We start from the raw sequence: 17,096 nt of genomic DNA, 5'->3' as shown, positions 1-17,096 counted from the left end.
AGCGTATCATGCCAAGTCTTGAATACCGGCATCTGAGCGGTTCGCAGAAAGCGGCCATCATGATTCTCTCCCTGGGCGAGGAAGGCACCGCGAAGGTCTGGGAGCTGCTCGACGACGAGGAGATCAAGGAAGTTTCCCAGACGATGGCGAACCTCGGTTCGATCAACTCCGATCTGGTGGAGCGCCTGTTTGTCGAGTTCGCCAACCAGATGAGCTCCGGCGGCTCCCTGGTCGGCTCCTTCGAAAGCACCGAGCGCATGCTGGCCAAGACGCTGGGCCGCGAGCGCGTCGAGCTGATCATGGAGGAGATCCGGGGCCCGGCCGGCCGCACCATGTGGGACAAGTTGGGCAACGTGAACGAGACGGTGCTCGCCAACTATCTGAAGAACGAGTACCCGCAGACCGTCGCGGTGGTGCTCTCGAAGATCAAGCCCGACCACGCCTCCCGCGTCCTGGCCGCCCTGCCCGAGGACTTCGCGATGGAAGTCGTGGCGCGGATGCTGCGCATGGAATCGGTGCAGAAGGAGGTTCTCGACAAGGTCGAGGAGACGCTGCGCATCGAGTTCATGAACAACCTGGCGCGCACCAACCGCCGCGACAGCCACGAGATGATGGCGGAGATCTTCAACAATCTCGACCGCCAGACCGAGAACCGTTTCGTCGCCGCCCTGGAGGAGCGCAACCGCGACTCGGCGGAGCGCATCAAGGCGCTGATGTTCACCTTCGAGGACCTGGCCAAGCTGGATCCGGCCGGTGTGCAGACCCTGCTGCGCGGCGTCGACAAGGACAAGATGGGTCTGGCGCTGAAGGGTGCGTCGGATTCCCTGCGCGACCTGTTCTTCTCCAACATGTCGGAGCGTGCGGCCAAGATCCTGCGCGAGGACATGGAGGCCATGGGCCCTGTCCGCCTGCGGGACGTCGAGGCCGCCCAAATGGAAATGGTGAACACCGCCAAGGACCTGGCCCAGCGCGGCGAGATCATGCTCGCCGACAACAAGGGCGACGACGAGTTGGTCTATTGAGCGGGGCGCGGACCATGGGCGAGAAGTTCCTTTTCGACAAGAACTTCGGCGACGGCGGAGCCCGGCGGCGCAAGAAGGCCGAGACCTTCACCGAGGAGGATCTCGCGGCCGCCCGCGCGGAGGGCTATGCCGAAGGCCAGCGCGCCGGCCATCAGGAAGCGCGCCAGGAAATCGAAGCCGCCGCCAGCGCTTCGCTGTCGGTGATATCGGAACAGATCGACGCCGCCAGCGAGCAGCTTCGGACGGCGCTCGGCGATTGCCGCCGCGAAGCCGCCGAGGTGGCGGTGACCGTGGGACGCAAGCTGGCGGGCAACCTGATCGAGGCCCATCCCCTGGCGGCCATCGAGGCGCTGATCGTCGACTGCATCGGCGAGCTGCGCGACGAGCCGCGCCTGGTGATACGGGCGTCCGACGGCGTGACCGAAGCGATCCGGGAGCGCATTTCCGCCATCGCAGCCAGCGCCGGCTTCGACGGCCATCTGGTGATGCTGCCCGACGAGACGATGACCGACAGCGACTGCCGCGTCGAATGGGCCGACGGCGGCGCCGCGCTCGAACTTTCCCGGACCGAGGCGCTGATCGAGCGTGCGGTCCGCACCTACCTCGCCACCGACAACGTCCAGTAACCCGATCCAACGGAGCAGCCGATCATGGCGGACGACAACGAACTCGACCTCGACAACCTCGAAGAAGGCGCCGCCCAGGTGCCCGCGACCGACGTCGCCGGCACCGACGTCGCTGCAGACGACGAGGAGACGAGCAAGACCGCGAACGACCTGGAGGCGGTCTTCGACATTCCCGTGCAGGTCTCGGCCGTGCTGGGCAAGTCCCGCATGCAGGTCAGCCAGCTGATGAAGATCGAGACCGGCGCCGTGGTCGAACTGGACCGCAAGGTCGGCGAGGCCATCGACATCTACGTCAACAACCGCCTCGTCGCCCGCGGCGAAGTGGTGGTCGTCGACGAGCGTCTGGGCGTGACGATGACGGAAATCATCAAGGGGAACCGGAGCTGAAGGCCATGCTGAGCCGCTTCGACATCGCGACGGCGCTGGGACTGCTGGCCGGATTCGGCCTGCTGGCGCTGACCGTGGCCCTGGGCGACGGATGGGCGAACTTCGTCAACCTGCCCTCGGTGCTGATCGTGCTGGGCGGCACCGCCGCCGTGACGCTGATCAGTTTCCATGTCGGCGATGTCCTGCGCGCCGTGCCGATCACCCTGCAGGCGATCTTCCGCCGCCCGCGCGACGCCTCCCAGGCCGCGATGATGGCCGTCCGGCTGGCCGACGAGGCGCGGCGCAAGGGCCATCTGGGCCTGCCCCGGACGCTGACGGGCGTGCGCGAGGAGCCCTTCCTGCGCAAGGCGCTGGAACTGGTGGCCGACGATACGCCGACCGCCGAGATCGAGCGTATCCTGGAGAACGACATGGTCTCCATCGCTCAGCGCGAGCGCGGCGTCGTCCATATCCTGCGGCGCGCCGCGGAAATCGCCCCGGCCATGGGCCTGATCGGCACGCTGGTGGGTCTGGTGCAGATGCTGAACCGTCTCGACAACCCCGCCGAGATCGGGCCGGCCATGGCCCTGGCCCTGCTGACCACCCTCTACGGCGCGGTGCTGGCCAACATGGTGCTGCATCCGCTGGCCACCAAGATCGAACGCAACGCCGCCGACGAGGCGACGCTCAACCGGCTCTACGCCGCCGCCGCCTGCTCCATCAGCCGCAAGGAAAATCCGCGCCGGCTGGAGACGCTCATCAACTCATTGCTGCCGCCGCTGAAGCGCGTGCGGTACTACGCGACCTGATACGGAGGAAAGAAACGCCATGCGGCTTCTTATCGTAGGGCCCCTGTCCGGCCAGTTCGGCGCGGCCAGCAAGATCGCCATGCAGAACGGGGCCAAGGTCGCCCATGTCGACACCGTCGAGAGCGCGATGCACGCACTGCGTTCCGGCCGCGGCGCCGACCTCGCCATGGTCGACGTCAAGCTCGACATCGCCGCCTTCGTGACGGGGCTGGCCGCCGAGCACATCAGTCTGGACGTCATCGGCTGCGGCATCGGCAACGACACCGAAGCCGCGGTGCGCGCCATCAAGGGCGGCGCCAAGGAATATGTCCCCCTGCCCCCGGATCCCGAGCTGATCGCCGCCGTCCTGAAGGCGGTCGCCGACGAGGAGACCGACCTGCTCTACCGCGACCAGCGCATGGAGCAGGTGATCAAGCTGGCCGACCAGGTGGCGCCTTCCAACGCCTGCATCCTGGTCACCGGCGAGAGCGGCACCGGCAAGGAGGTCATGGCGCGCCACATTCACCTGAAGAGCCGGCGCGCCGACAAACCCTTCGTCGCCGTCAACTGCGCCGCCATCCCCGACAACCTTCTGGAATCGGAGCTGTTCGGTCACGAGAAGGGCGCCTTCACCGGCGCGGTGGCCCGGCGCATCGGCAAGTTCGAGGAAGCCGATGGCGGAACGCTGCTGCTGGACGAAATCTCCGAAATGGACATCCGCCTGCAGGCCAAGCTGCTGCGGGCGATCCAGGAACGCGAGATCGACCGGGTCGGCGGCGGCAAGCCGATAAAGGTCGATATCCGGGTCATCGCCACCTCCAACCGCGATCTCGTCGCCGAGGTGAAATCGGGCACCTTCCGCGAGGACCTGCTTTACCGCCTGAACGTGGTGAACCTGAAGCTGCCGCCGCTGCGCGAGCGGCCTGAGGACATCGCGGTTCTGGCCGACCATTTTGTCGCCAAGTATTCCGAGGCCAACGGCGTCGCCTGCAAACCGATCGACCGCGACGCCGCGCGTGTCCTGCGCGGGCATCCGTGGCCGGGCAATGTCCGCGAACTGGAAAACACCCTCCACCGCGCCGTGCTGCTGGCGACCGGGAACGAGATCACCATCGAAGCGATCGTGCTGCCCGACGGTTCCCGTCCGGGGGAGAACGCGGCGCCGTCCGCGGGGCGGGTCGCCGGAGAGATCTCCGGCGGCGGCGTGATCTCGGAGGAAGACGCGGCGCAGGCCGGCCTGGTCGGCCGCACCGTCGCCGAGGTCGAGCAGCAGCTCATCCTGGAGACCCTGGACCACTGCTTCGGCAACCGCACCCACGCGGCCAACATCCTGGGCATCTCGATCCGGACGCTTCGCAACAAGCTGAAGGCCTATACCGAGGAGGGCGTCCCCGTCCCCGGGCCGGGCGAGATGCGGCGCATGGCGTACTGAGCAATTGGTTCTGACCCCCTTTCCGGCAGGTTGAAATGAGCGAGCAGCTCCCCGCAGAACGCGGCGGCGGCGAAGTGACGGCGACCGGCGGCGGCTTCGGCAGCAACGGCGCCGACACGCTCGCCGTCCTCAAAAGCCATCTGATGCGCGGCGACATCGCGCTGGCGCTGGGCGTCGTGGCCATCCTGGTCGTCCTGATGCTGCCCATGCCGGGCTGGCTGCTCGACTTCAGCCTGGCCATCTCGATCACCTTCTCCGTGCTGATCCTGATGACCTGCCTGTTCATCGGCAAGCCGCTGGAATTCAGCTCCTTCCCGACGGTCCTGCTGATCGCGACCATGCTCCGATTGTCGCTGAACCTGGCCTCGACGCGCCTGATCCTGTCCGAAGGCCACACCGGCACCGACGCCGCCGGCAACGTCATCGAGGCCTTCGGCAACTTCGTGATGGGCGGCAACTTCGTCATCGGGATCATCGTCTTCTCGATCCTGGTGATCGTGAACTTCGTGGTCATCACCAAGGGCTCCGGCCGCATCGCCGAGGTCGCAGCGCGCTTCACCCTGGACGCCATGCCGGGCAAACAGATGGCGATCGACGCCGACCTCTCCGCCGGCCTGATCGACGAGAAGGACGCCCGCGACCGCCGCAAGGAGCTGGAGGACGAGAGCACCTTCTTCGGCGCCATGGACGGCGCGGCGAAGTTCGTCCGCGGCGACGCCATCGCCGGCCTGCTGATCACCTTCATCAACGTCATCGGCGGCATCGTCATCGGCGTCGCGCAGAACGACATGAGCTTCGGCGCCGCGGCGCAGACCTACACCCTGCTGACCGTCGGCGATGGCCTGGTTTCCCAGATTCCGGCGCTGATCGTCTCCACCTCCGCGGGCCTGCTGGTTTCCAAGGCCGGCGTCACCGGTTCCGCCGACAAGGCGCTGTTCGGACAGCTCAGCGGATATCCGCAGGCGCTGGGCCTGTCCTCGTTCCTGCTTGTCGCAATGTCGCTGCTGCCGGGCATTCCGATGCTGCCCTTCCTGGCGCTGGCCGGGGCGGCGGGCTATGGCGCCTGGTACATGGCCCGGCGCAAGAAGGACGCCGCGGCTGCGGAAATCAGGCGCGAGGACGACGCCAGGCAAGCGGAAGAGGAGACCCCGAGCGAGCAGCCGCTTTCGGAAGTGCTGGCGATCGACGAACTGCGCCTGGAAATCGGCTATGGCCTGCTGAAGCTGCTGGAGGGCGACGGCAATGCGCCGAAGCTCACCGACCAGATCAGGGCGCTCCGCCGCCAGTTCGCCACCGACATGGGCTTCGTCATGCCCAGCGTGCGCATCCTCGACAATGTCCAGCTCGGCGCCAACGCCTACAGCATCCGCATCAAGGAAGTGCAGGCCGGCGCCGGCGATGTCCGCGTCGGCCGGCTGATGGTGATGGACCCCGCCGGCCGGCCCATCGACATGCGCGGCGAGGAAACGATCGAACCGGCCTTCGGTCTGCCGGCCAAGTGGATCGACGAGTCGCTGCGCGAGGAAGCCAGCTTCCGCGGGCTGACGGTGGTCGACGCTGCGACCGTCGTCACGACCCACCTGACCGAGATCATGAAGGACCACATGGCGGAGCTGCTCTCCTATGCGGAGACGCGCAAGCTGCTCGACGATCTGCCGGACGCGCACAAGAAGCTGGTGGACGACCTGATCCCCAACCAGATCTCGGTTTCGGCCATCCAGCGCGTGCTGCAGAACCTGCTGTCGGAGCGTGTCTCGATCCGCGACCTAGCCACCATCCTGGAGGGCATCTCGGAAGCCGTCGGCTTCACCAAGAACGTCACCCTGATCACCGAACACGTGCGCACCCGCCTGGCACGCCAGATCTGCAACGCCAATCTCAGCCCCGACGGCTACCTGCCCCTGGTATCGCTCTCGCCGGAATGGGAGCAGGCCTTCGCCGACGCCCTGACCGGGCACGGCGAGGAGCGTCAGCTCGCCATGGCGCCCAGCAAGCTGCAGGAATTCATCGGCGCGGTGCGCCTGCACTACGACCGTCTGGGCCAGCAGGGCCATGACCCGGTGCTGCTGACCAGTCCGGCCATCCGCCCCTTCGTCCGCTCCATCGTCGAGCGCTTCCGCAACGCCACCGTGGTGATGAGCCAGAACGAGGTCCATCCCAAGGTGCGGCTGCGCACGCTGGCGCAGGTCTGATCGGCGATGCAGGTCCGCACCTTCATCGCCCGCACGGTCTCCGCCGCCCTCGGCGACGTCCGCCGCGAACTGGGTCCCGAAGCGGTCATTCTCGGCACCAGGGAGACCCGCGAGGGCGTCGAGGTCACGGCGGCGGTCGAGCGCGCCGCCCCGGCTCCGGCCACCGAACCCGAGCAGGAAGACGCCGGCTTGACGCCGGACGCCGAGTTCCTGGTCCGCGCCATCGCCTTTCACGGCGCGCCGACGGCTCTCAACGAACGCATCTGCAGGGTGGCGGCGCAGGTGGACGACCCGGACCTCACGGTGTCGCTCACGGCGGGCATGGACGACTGTTTCAGCTTCCGTCCCGCCGAACCCGGCGCCGAACCGGCGCTGGCGCTGGTCGGCCCGCCGGGCGCCGGCAAGACGGTGGTGGCCGCGAAATTTGCCCTGGAGGCGGCACTGCGCAAGCAGCCGCTGAAGATCGCGACCACGGATATCGAACGCCCCGGCGGCGACAACCGTCTGAAGGCTCTCGGCGCCATCGTGGAGAATCCGCCGGTGCGGCTCAGCCCGGAACGCCGCCTCGACTGGCGCGGCCCCCGGCTGATCGACACCGAGGGCGTGAACCCCTTCGACGCCTATGACATGGCCAGGCTGACGGAAACGGTGCGGATCAACGAGGCCGAGCCCATCCTGGTGCTGCCCGCCGGCGGAGACCCCTACGAATCCGAGGACATGGCCGCAGCCTTCCGCAGCATCGGCGCCCGTCGGATGATCGTCACCCGTCTCGACACCGCCCGTCGGCTGGGCGGTCTGCTGGCGGCCGCCGGTTCCGGTCTCGCCTTCTGCCTCGCAGGTGCGTCGCCGGTGATCGCCGACGGCCTGCATACCCTCACTCCCGCCGCGCTCGCGCGGATGATCCTCAGCGACCCCGATCAGGCGACCGACCTGAACAACGACAGGAAACGCGCATGAACCAGCACCCGGCCCGCTCGCGCAGCCAGGACGGCCCCGCGGGGCATCCGTCCGCCCGGCTCGGCGCCAACATGATCTCGGTGGCGTCCGGCAAGGGCGGCGTCGGCAAGACGTGGTTCGCGATCACTCTCGCCCACACCATGCGCAGGGCAGGACGCAAGGTGCTGCTGTTCGACGGCGACCTGGGACTTGCCAACGTGGATATCCAGCTCGGGCTGTCGCCCGCCCGCGACCTCTCCGAGGCCCTGACCGGTCAAGCCTCCTTCCGAGATGTGGTCACGCAGGATCCGGCAACCGGCGTGGACGTCGTCGCCGGCCGTTCGGGCACGGCGCGGCTGGCCGATGCCGGCGCAGCTCAGCTCGACATGCTGCGCCGCGGCCTGAAGCTGGTCGGCGACACCTATGACAGCGTGATCCTGGACCTCGGCGCCGGGGTGGACCGCGCCGTCCGCACCCTTGCGGCGAATGCAGGACCGCTGCTGGTCGTCACCAACGAGGAGCCGACGGCGATCACCGACGCCTACGCCCTGATCAAGCTGATCCACGGCGCCGACGCCGGCGCCGATATTCGCGTCGTCATCAACCTGGCCAGCAACCAGCGCGATGGCGAGCGCACCTACGAGAAGCTGCGCACGGCCTGCGAGAACTTTCTCGGATTCGCCCCCTCTCTGGCCGGCATCGTCCGCCGCGACAGCCGCGTGCCCGACGCCATCCGCCGTCAGACCCCGCTGTTGAAGCGGCATCCGACCAGCCTCGCCGGCGAGGACGTGGAACGCATCGCCCGCGGCCTCACCGGTTGACGCGACGCCCCCGCCGTCATGAATGAAGATTTTCATTACCTGCAAGTAACAACCAACTACTGATTGGTAAGAAAGCGGCCGAACGGACGCTTGAACGCAAGAAGCTGGCGCACGAATTCACAACCGACTAGGCTTGCTGATCGGTACGGGGACAGGGGGTCAACCGTGGCGGCCAGCTCGACTCCCCGGATCGCGAAGAACAGAAAAGTTCCAGGGAGGAAAATCGTGCGCAGTACAGCAATCGCGCTGGCCGCGGTCACGCTTGCATTGACCGCTGCTTCGACATGGGCGGAGCCCCTGTCGGAGGCCAAGATCCGCGAAATTACCGGTGGCGTCGACAAGGACGCCATCATCGAGAACGCCAAGACCAGCGAGAACTGGCTCAACTACGGTCTGGACTATGGCGAGAAACGCTACAGCCGGCTGAACCAGATCAGCACCGCCAACGTCGGCGAACTGGGTCTGGCCTGGTATTACGACCTGAATTCGCGGCGCGGCGTCGAGGCGACGCCGATCGTCGTCGACGGCATCATGTACGTGACGTCGTCCTGGAGCATCGTGCACGCCATCGACGCGCGGCTGGGCGAGGAAATCTGGACCTACGACCCGCAGGTGCCCCGCGATTACGCGGAGAAGGGCTGCTGCGACATCGTCAACCGCGGCGTCGCGCTCCACAAGGGCAAGGTCTATGTCGGCACCTATGACGGCCGCATGGTCGCGCTCGACGCGGCGACCGGTCAGCCGGTGTGGGAAGTCGACACCGTCATCGACCGCGACAAGGCCTACACGATCACGGGCGCGCCCCGCGTCGTGAACGGCAAGGTGATCATCGGCAATGGCGGCGCCGAGTACGGCGTGCGCGGCTATATCACCGCCTATGACGCCGAAACCGGCGAGCAGGCCTGGCGCTGGTTCGCCGTGCCGGGCGATCCCTCGAAACCGTTCGAGGACAAATCCATGGCACGCGCGGCGCTGACCTGGGATCCGTCGGGCAAGTACTGGGAGGCCGGCGGCGGCGGCACCATGTGGGACAGCATGGTCTACGACCCGGAGCTCAATCTGCTCTACGTCGGCACCGGCAACGGCAATCCCTGGAACCGCGACATCCGCAGCCCCGGCGGCGGCGACAATCTCTATCTCGCCTCCATCGTGGCCCTGAACCCGGACACCGGTGAATATGTCTGGCACTATCAGGAGACGCCGGGCGATCACTGGGACTACACCTCAACCCAGCCGCTGATGCTGGCCGACCTGCAGATCGACGGCCGCGAGCGCAAGGTCATCATGCACGCGCCGAAGAACGGCTTCTTCTTCGTGGTCGACCGCACCGACGGCGAGTTCATCTCCGCGGAGAACTTCGTGGAAGTGAGCTGGGCCGAGGGCTACGACGCCAATGGCCGGCCGATCGAGGTTCCGGATGCGCGCGCCAAGGACAAGCCCTGGGAAACGATCCCCAGCGCCTATGGCGCCCACAACTGGCACCCGATGTCGTTCAGCGAGCAGACCGGCCTGGTCTACATCCCCGCCCAGGGCGTCCCGGTCACCCAGTTGCCGGAAAAGGACTTCGTCCAGGACGAACACAAGCCGTTCAAGTTCGCGTCCAATTCGGGCTGGAACCTGGGCTTCGCGCTGAACGCCGTAGCGCCGGAAGCCAAGCCTTACGGTTCCCTGATCGCCTGGGATCCGGTCAACCAGCGGGAAGTCTGGCGGCAGGAGTATCTCTCGCCGTGGAACGGCGGCACGCTCGCGACCGCCGGCAACCTGGTCTTCCAGGGCACCGCGGACGGTCGCTTCGTGGCCTATGACGCGACGACCGGCGCCACCCTCTGGCAGACGCCTCTGGGCACCGGTGCCGTGGCCGGCCCCTCCACCTACATGATCGACGGCAAGCAGTATGTCTCGATCGCGGTCGGCTGGGGCGGCGTCTACGGGGTCGCCAACAAGGCTACCGAGACCGTCGGACCGGGGCGGGTCTACACCTTCGCGGTCGGCGCGAGCGGTGAGAAGCCGAAGGACGTGGCGATGCAGGCCGGCGAACTGGTGCAGGGCGTCGAGTACGATCCCGAACACGTCACCGCCGGCACGGGCCTCTATGTCTCGAGCTGCGCTCAGTGTCATGGCGTGCCCGGCGTGCAGAATGGCGGCAACGTGCCCAATCTGGGCTTCACGGACGCCAACGTACTGCGCAACCTGCCCGATCTGGTCCTCAGCGACACCTTCGTGCAGGGCGGCATGCCGGACTTCACCGGCCGCCTGAGCAAGGATGACGTCGTCAGGATCCAGGCGTTCATCCAGGCCACGGCAGACGCCGTCCGGCCGAAGTAGGGACGGGACCAGCCAGGAACCGGGGGAGCGGGCGTCGCCGCCCGCTCCCCCTCGTTCTTTGCGAGTTCACCCGCGAGTCCCGCCAATGCCGCTCCCGAACAACCGGTGCACCACACGCCCGAGGCCGGCCATGCGCCTGCTGGCGGTCCTGCTGATCCTGTCCGGCGTCCTGGTTGCAGGCCCGGCGCAGGCGCGGGAATGGCTGGTGCTTGTCGTGGACCGCTCCAACTCGATCGACGACCGCGAGCTTGCCCTGCAGCGCGGCGCCTATGCCCGCGTGCTGCGCGACCCGTTCATGGCCAGGGCGTTGAAGGACACGATGGTCGCCATAGTCGAGTTCGACACCCGCTCGGAAATCGTGGTCGGCTGGAGCACGCCGGCCGACGCCGCCAACATCTACGAACGCTGGAGCCCGCTCGGTCCGAGGGGCGCCACGGCGATCTCCCGGGGCATGTCGGACGCGCTGGAACTGCTGGAGGGCAAACCGGGCCGGCGGATCATCGACATCTCCGGCGACGGCCGCGACAACCGCGATTCACTGGGGCTGGAGCGCCTGCGCGAGCAGGCGGCGGGCGCGGGGATCGAGATCAACGGCCTGGTCTTCGGCCATCAGCGCGAGAACCTGGAGGCCTATTACGCCAGCAAGGTCGCCAATGGTTTCGTCATGGGCGTCGACAGCCTGGATCATTTCGAGGACGCGTTGCGCCGCAAGCTGACGCAGGAGGTGCTGGTCTCCGGCCTCCTGCCCTGAGGTCAGCCGGCGAAGCGGTCGGTCGCGCGCACCAGTTCGTCGACGATGCCCGGTTCGCTGCCCGCGTGTCCCGCATCGGGGACGACACGGAAATCGGCCTCCGGCCAGGCTTTGCGCAACGCCCAGGCCGTCATCATCGGCGTCACCACGTCATAGCGGCCCTGCACGATCACGCCGGGAATGCCGCGGATCCGGGCGGCGTTGGCAATCAGCCAGTCATCGCTCTCGAAGAAGCCGCCATTGACGAAGTAGTGGCACTCGATCCGGGCGAAGGCGAGGGCGAAGCGCGCATCGGCGAAATCGGCGACCCGGCCGGGATCGGCGTAGAGCGAAAGCGTTCCGCCTTCCCAGGTGCTCCAGGCGCGGGCGGCCGAAAGGCGGACGCTCTCGTCCTCGGATGTGAGCCGGCGGTAGTAGGCGGCGATCATGTCGCCGCGCTCTTCCACCGGAATCTCGGCGACATAGTTCTCCCAGAGATCGGGGAACAGCGCGTCCGCTCCCTTCTGGTAGAACCAGAGCAGTTCCTCACGGCGCAGGGTGAAAATGCCGCGCAGGATCAGTTCGCTGACCCTGTCCGGATGACTCTCCGCATAGGCCAGGCCCAGCGCGCTGCCCCAGGAGCCGCCGAAAACCTGCCACTTCTCAATGCCGAGATGGCTTCGCAGCGCCTCCAGATCCTCGACCAGCCGCCAGGTGGTGTTTTCGGTCAGCTCCGCATGGGGCGTGCTCTGCCCGCAGCCGCGCTGGTCGAACAGGACAACGCGGTACTTCTGCGGATCGAAATAGCGCCGGTCGTCCGGTTTCTTGCCGCCGCCGGGACCGCCATGGATCACCACGGCGGGCTTGCCGTCGGGATTGCCGCACTGCTCGTAGTGCAGCGTGTGCAGGTCCGAAACGGAAAGGCGCCCCTGGTCGAATGGCTCGATGCGCGGATAGAGGGTCCGCCTGCTGGACTTGTCGATCATGGCGTGGTGAACGAACTCCGGAAATGGAACCGCTGCGGACACTATATTCTGCGGCTTCCCGTGGCCATCCGCTTTCACCGCATGGCGCGATGGTTGCGAGAGGTGCTCCGATAAGGCGTCAACCCAGGGACGGAAGCCCGAACGTGAACAGGATCACATTCACCGCGGTGCGTATTGTGACGGCAGTCGCATTCTGTGGCCTGCTCGGCGCGGGCGCCTCCGGCATTCCGCTCGCCCCGCCGGAACGCCCTTCCGACGCGATGCTGGCACTGGAACTGGCCGAACGGCATTGCGTCGAGGCCCTGACGCGCTCGATCGTCCTGCGCACCGCCGCCGCCGTCCCGCAGGCCGAGGATCAGGCCGAGGCGCGCTGCGAGCAACTGTTCGCAGGAAATCCGTCCGCGGCGCCGAGCGCGCCGGCCACCGAAGCCTGACCGCGGACGCTCAGTCCGACAGGGCTTCCTGCACCTTGAGCACGATTTCGTCGACGGTGAAGGGCTTGACCACGATATCCTCGATCAGGCTGTCGAGGTTGTAGGCGCGGTCGCGCTGATCGGCGTAGCCGGTCATCATCAGAATACGGACATCCGGATGTTCCTTGCCGACCTTCAGCGCCAGGGCCACGCCGTCCATGATGGGCATGACGATGTCGGTCAGCAGCAGGTCGAAACGCTGCTCGCCCAGCTTCTGCAGCGCCGCAGCGCCGTCGGCCACGGCCGTCACATCGTGACCGGCCGCCTTGAGGGCGCGCTGTATCACGTCGCGAATGTCGGGTTCGTCATCTGCGACCAGTATCCGGGACATCGGTTCAGGTTCCGGCTCAACTACCTAACAAAAGATGACCTCGGATCGGAAAACAGACAATCCCGGACGTCATTCCGCCGTTTCCGTGTCCGCGCGCACCTTTTGCAGCCCCTCGGGAAGGTCTTCCAGCAGCAGGCGCATGGTACGGCTTTCCTTCGGCGCCAGCGGATCGTCGTCAAGGCGGATGCGTTCCGTCTTTACCAGTTCGCCCGCCGCATCCAGCAGATGGATGACGGCGATCGGCAGCGGTTGCGGCTCCGCCGTGCCGTTGATCAGGCGGATGCCGAGTTCCATCTGCCCGCCGGTCAGGCGGGAACTCTCGATCACCAGACTCACCGGCTGAACCGCTTCCGCGCGGCTCACGCGGTCGATCCGGTCGAAAAGCCGCGCCGACGGCGGCCACGCGTTCACGATCGGATCCCTGAGAAAGGCCAGTGCAAGCGCCGTGAAGACCAGTACCGCAAGGATCAGCGCCCATCCGCCCCAGACCCAGGCTGGCGTCCGCCGCTTCTCCGTCCTTTCGGCAGGTCGAAAATCATCGTCCGCCGGCCGCGCGGCGCCGGGGATGGTGTCGAAGACCGGTTCCCGCCGTCCGGACGCCGGTTCCGCCTCGGCGCCCCCGAAATCCTCCGCCGGCCCGTCATCGCCGGCGTCCTCGCCGTCATCTTCGGCAACCGCGTCTTCCGCTGCCGCGTCCGCTTCCGCCGGCGGCGGCGATTCGGCCGCTGCGTCCGCTTCAGGTGCTTCGTCGACGGCGACAGGCGCGGCAGACGCCGCATCCTCAGCTTCGCTGTCCGGATCGGGCCGGCCCCGCCATTCGTGCCTGCAGCGCGCGCACCGCACCAGCCGCGGGCCCGCGGCGAACATTTCTGGTTTTACCCGGAACCGGGCCCCGCAGGAGGGACAGGTCAGCATCATTCAGGCATTGATCCGCTGAGTCTTTGTCGATTATCGAACATCGGAAGCCATATAGGCAGCTTATCAAAAGCCGTTCAAGGCGGCGGCAATGCGGGGCGGACGTGACCAACGGCGATGAAAGATCGGCAGCTTCCCCCCTGGTGACGCTGCGCAATGTCGGATTGCGCTACGGCAGCGGGCCCGAAGTGCTGCGCGGGCTCGACCTCGACCTCGCGCCGGGCTCCTTCCATTTTCTCACCGGCCGTTCCGGTGCCGGGAAGTCCTCGCTGCTCAGCCTGCTGCATCTCTCGCAGCGGCCAAGCCGGGGCCTGATGGCCATGTTCGGCAAGGACGTCAACGAGGTGCCGCGCCGCCAGGTGCCGGCCATGCGCCGGCGCGTCGGCGTGGTGTTCCAGGATTTCCGCCTGCTGGATCACCTGAGCGCGGCCGAGAACGTCGCCCTTCCGCTGCGCCTGGCCGGCCGGCTGCCGGCCGCCGACATCCGCAACTATGTCGCCGAAATGATGGCCTGGGTCGGCTTGACCGACAAGACGGATGCGCGCCCGCCGACACTCTCGGGCGGCGAGAAGCAACGCGTCGCCATCGCCCGTGCCGTCATCGGCGGTCCCCGCCTGCTGCTGGCCGACGAGCCGACGGGCAATGTCGACCGGGAGATGGGCGAGCGGCTGATGACGCTGTTCGTCAAGCTGAACGGTCTCGGCACCACGGTCCTCATCGCCACACACGACCCGGCGCTGCCGACGCGGTTCGCCTATCCGGTGCTGCGCCTGGAGGACGGAAGACTTGTCGCCGACCAGGCTGCGGCGGCGCCCGCATGAGCGGCCGGGAACTCGCCCTCGAGCGCGATCCGTCGAGCCGTTTCATGCCGTGGATCATCGCGGCGCTGTCCTTCGTGGTCGCCATCGCCATCGGCGCGGCGTTCTCGCTGGCGGCGCTGACGGCCTCCTGGGGCGATCTGGGCGGCGACCGGCTGACCGTGCGCGTGACCGGCGCGCCGGGCGCCGAGGGCACGGCGAGGGAACTGGTGCGGGAACTGGGCGCCATGCCCGAGGTGCTGGAAGTCGAAGCCCTGCCCCGCCGCGCGGTCGCGGAACTGCTGGCGCCGTGGATCGGCGACGCGGACCGGGCGGGTACGGACAACGCCCTGCCCCTGCCGCTGCTGATCGAGGTGCGGCTGACCGCGCCCACGGCGGCGCGCGTCGTGGCGGCGCGCCTGGCGGGCCGCGAAGGCATCGTCGTCGACCGTTCGGAGAGCTGGCTGAAACCACTGCAACAGCTCGCCGGCATGGCGGGTCTCGTCGCCGGCGCGCTGGCGCTGATCGCCATCGCCGTGATCGTTCTTGTCACCATTTTCGCGACCCGCGCCTCGCTTTCGGCGCAGCAGGACACGGTGGAACTGCTGCGCCTGATCGGCGCCGACGAGACCTATATCGCGCGCCGCTTCCAGCGTCACGCCATGTGGCAGGGCCTGGCCGGCGGTCTGGGCGGCGTCATCCCCGGCCTGATCGTCATCGGCTTCGGCGTCGGCGCCGCACGTCTGGAGAGTTCGGAACTGCTTCAAGGCCTGAGTCCGATGGCGTCCGGCTGGATCGCCATGGCGGTTCTGCCCGTCATCATCGCCCTCGTCGCCACGCTGACGGCGCGCTATACGGTCATGGGCATGCTGAGGAAACGCTGGTGAGCCGTTCGGGTGTCGTGATCCGGCTGCTCCTGTGCCTCGTCGCGCTCTGGCTCGGCGGGCTGCTGGGTTTCGCCTGGCGGGTCTACAGCATTCCCACCAGTCCCGGACCCGCCGAGGGCATCGTCGTGCTCACCGGTTCGGCCGGACGCATCTCGGGGGGGCTGGAGCTGCTGAAGCGCTATCCGGACGCGCGCATGCTGATCACCGGCGTGGGCGACGGCACGGCGAAATCCGAGATCGCCGCCGCCTTCTCCACCGACGAGGCGCTCTTCGACTGCTGCATCGAACTCGACCGTCGGGCCAAGGACACGGTCGGCAATGCCGAGGAGACGGCGCGCTGGGTCCGGCGCAACAACATCTCCTCCCTGGTGGTGGTGACAGCCGCCTACCACATGCCGCGCAGCCTAGTGGAGATGCGCCGGGTAATGGCAGACGTACGCCTGGAGCCGCTGCCCACCCGCGCCGGCGAGGACAATCCGGAGCGCTGGTGGTGGAACTCGCCCACGCGGCGGCGCATCGCTCTGGAGTATCACAAGTATCTCTTCAGTCTCGTTCGCGCCCGGCTGACGGCCGACATCGGCGACCTGCGCTTCCGATGACCGTCATCCGCGCACTCCTGTTCACCATCTGGTTCTGGCTCTGGTCGGCGGTGATGAACGTCGCCTTCCTGCCCGGCCTGCTGCTGCCGCGTCAGGCGGTGATGCGGGGCCAGCGCATCTGGGCGATGGGACTGAACTGGGGTCTGCGCTGGCTGGTGGGAACGCGCTGGAGCGTGCGGGGTCGGGAGAACCTGCTGCCCGCGCCGGCGATCCTGGCGGTCAAGCACCAGTCCATGTGGGACACCATCATCTGGCATATCGAGGTCGACGACCCCGCCATCGTGATGAAACGCGAACTGCTGCGAGTGCCGGTCTATGGCTGGTATTGCCGCCACACGCGCCAGATCCCCATCGACCGCGGGGCGGGTGCGGCGGCCCTGAAGGACATGCTGCGCCACGCCCGCCGGGCCCGCGACGACGCCCGTCACCTGATCATCTTTCCTGAGGGAACCCGGGTGATGCCGGGCGAGACGCGCCGCTATCTGCCCGGTGTCGCCGCCCTCTACCGCGACCTCGGCCTGCCCGTGATCCCGGTAGCCCTCAATTCGGGTAGTCACTGGGCACGCAAGGGCTTCATGAAGTGGCCCGGCGAGATCGTGCTGGAATACATGGAGCCCATCCCGCCCGGCCTGGAACGCAAGGATTTCATGCAGCGTCTGGAGGCGGCCATCGAAGGCGGAACCCGGAAACTCGAAGCCGGGGGCTGAAATTCGTCCACAGCGGTGGATATATGGATGGAGAACGGCGTGACCGCCCACTCGGCCTGTTCACCGATCGGTGGGCGAATGCCGTAAACATAAAGAGAACGCTTCGTTGATTGGCGGCAACGCATGGCCTATGATCCCGTGTCCTCCAATCCCGCCGCGGAAA

At 67.4% G+C, this 17,096-nt stretch carries 18 protein-coding genes; 15 read left to right on the top strand and 3 right to left on the bottom strand.

From position 1 onward, the window contains the following. Nucleotides 1-8 precede the first annotated feature (8 nt). From TEF_09200 to TEF_09155, 10 genes are all read left to right on the top strand, one after another. Nucleotides 9-1,022, top strand: coding sequence for a flagellar motor switch protein FliG (locus tag TEF_09200; protein ANK80950.1), 1,014 nt, complete (start codon nt 9-11; stop codon nt 1,020-1,022). Nucleotides 1,023-1,036: 14 nt separating this feature from the next. Next, nucleotides 1,037-1,648 (top strand): hypothetical protein, encoded by a 612-nt coding sequence (locus TEF_09195; GenBank protein ID ANK80949.1) that lies wholly within the window; start codon nt 1,037-1,039, stop codon nt 1,646-1,648. A 24-nt stretch (nt 1,649-1,672) separates the two neighbouring features. Next, complete coding sequence (locus TEF_09190; protein ANK80948.1) at nt 1,673-2,035, top strand: flagellar motor switch protein FliN; 363 nt, start codon at nt 1,673-1,675, stop codon at nt 2,033-2,035. Between the two features lie 5 nt (nt 2,036-2,040). Continuing rightward, nucleotides 2,041-2,823 (top strand): flagellar motor protein MotA, encoded by a 783-nt coding sequence (locus TEF_09185; GenBank protein ID ANK80947.1) that lies wholly within the window; start codon nt 2,041-2,043, stop codon nt 2,821-2,823. 19 nt (nt 2,824-2,842) lie between these two features. Continuing rightward, nucleotides 2,843-4,234: a sigma-54-dependent Fis family transcriptional regulator gene (locus TEF_09180; GenBank protein ID ANK80946.1), complete on the top strand. Its 1,392-nt coding sequence runs from the start codon at nt 2,843-2,845 to the stop codon at nt 4,232-4,234. A gap of 35 nt (nt 4,235-4,269) precedes the next feature. Further along, nucleotides 4,270-6,426, top strand: a complete 2,157-nt coding sequence (locus tag TEF_09175; protein ANK80945.1) for a flagellar biosynthesis protein FlhA — start codon at nt 4,270-4,272, stop codon at nt 6,424-6,426. A 6-nt stretch (nt 6,427-6,432) separates the two neighbouring features. Then, nucleotides 6,433-7,383, top strand: coding sequence for a hypothetical protein (locus tag TEF_09170; GenBank protein ANK80944.1), 951 nt, complete (start codon nt 6,433-6,435; stop codon nt 7,381-7,383). Then, on the top strand, nt 7,380-8,183 hold the full coding sequence (locus TEF_09165) for a cobyrinic acid a,c-diamide synthase (protein ANK80943.1): 804 nt from the start codon (nt 7,380-7,382) through the stop codon (nt 8,181-8,183). Before TEF_09170 ends, TEF_09165 begins: the two co-directional genes overlap by 4 nt. Before the next feature lie 189 nt (nt 8,184-8,372). Next, complete coding sequence (locus tag TEF_09160) at nt 8,373-10,508, top strand: alcohol dehydrogenase (GenBank protein ID ANK83385.1); 2,136 nt, start codon at nt 8,373-8,375, stop codon at nt 10,506-10,508. A 130-nt stretch (nt 10,509-10,638) separates the two neighbouring features. Then, nucleotides 10,639-11,259, top strand: coding sequence for a hypothetical protein (locus tag TEF_09155; protein ID ANK80942.1), 621 nt, complete (start codon nt 10,639-10,641; stop codon nt 11,257-11,259). 2 nt (nt 11,260-11,261) lie between these two features. Here the strand turns inward: TEF_09155 and TEF_09150 are convergent, their stop codons facing one another. Beyond that, on the bottom strand, nt 11,262-12,224 hold the full coding sequence (locus TEF_09150; protein ANK80941.1) for a prolyl aminopeptidase: 963 nt from the start codon (nt 12,222-12,224) through the stop codon (nt 11,262-11,264). Between the two features lie 176 nt (nt 12,225-12,400). On the opposite strand from TEF_09150, the gene TEF_09145 reads away from it, so the two are divergent. After that, entirely contained in the window at nt 12,401-12,658 is a 258-nt protein-coding gene (locus tag TEF_09145; GenBank protein ID ANK80940.1) for a hypothetical protein, read from the top strand. A gap of 10 nt (nt 12,659-12,668) precedes the next feature. Here the strand turns inward: TEF_09145 and TEF_09140 are convergent, their stop codons facing one another. Beyond that, nucleotides 12,669-13,028 carry an MFS transporter gene (locus TEF_09140; GenBank protein ANK80939.1) on the bottom strand — a complete coding sequence of 120 codons (360 nt, stop codon included), beginning with the start codon at nt 13,026-13,028 and terminating at the stop codon, nt 12,669-12,671. A 69-nt stretch (nt 13,029-13,097) separates the two neighbouring features. Further along, a complete protein-coding gene (locus TEF_09135; protein ID ANK80938.1) occupies nt 13,098-13,895 on the bottom strand; it encodes a hypothetical protein in 798 nt (265 codons plus the stop codon). Between the two features lie 188 nt (nt 13,896-14,083). On the opposite strand from TEF_09135, the gene TEF_09130 reads away from it, so the two are divergent. From TEF_09130 to TEF_09115, 4 genes are read left to right on the top strand one after another with little or no spacing between them, the layout of a single operon-like run. Continuing rightward, a complete protein-coding gene (locus TEF_09130; GenBank protein ANK83384.1) occupies nt 14,084-14,764 on the top strand; it encodes a cell division ATP-binding protein FtsE in 681 nt (226 codons plus the stop codon). After that, nucleotides 14,761-15,627: a hypothetical protein gene (locus tag TEF_09125; protein ID ANK80937.1), complete on the top strand. Its 867-nt coding sequence runs from the start codon at nt 14,761-14,763 to the stop codon at nt 15,625-15,627. The genes TEF_09130 and TEF_09125 overlap by 4 nt, the downstream gene beginning before the upstream one ends. Then, nucleotides 15,624-16,226, top strand: coding sequence for a hypothetical protein (locus tag TEF_09120; protein ANK80936.1), 603 nt, complete (start codon nt 15,624-15,626; stop codon nt 16,224-16,226). The genes TEF_09125 and TEF_09120 overlap by 4 nt, the downstream gene beginning before the upstream one ends. Continuing rightward, entirely contained in the window at nt 16,223-16,933 is a 711-nt protein-coding gene (locus tag TEF_09115; GenBank protein ID ANK80935.1) for a hypothetical protein, read from the top strand. The genes TEF_09120 and TEF_09115 overlap by 4 nt, the downstream gene beginning before the upstream one ends. The last annotated feature ends 163 nt before the right edge of the window (nt 16,934-17,096 follow it).

Source organism: Rhizobiales bacterium NRL2 (assembly GCA_001664005.1).
Lineage (GTDB): Bacteria > Pseudomonadota > Alphaproteobacteria > Minwuiales > Minwuiaceae > Minwuia.
This window is presented reverse-complemented; position numbering and strand designations above follow the sequence as displayed.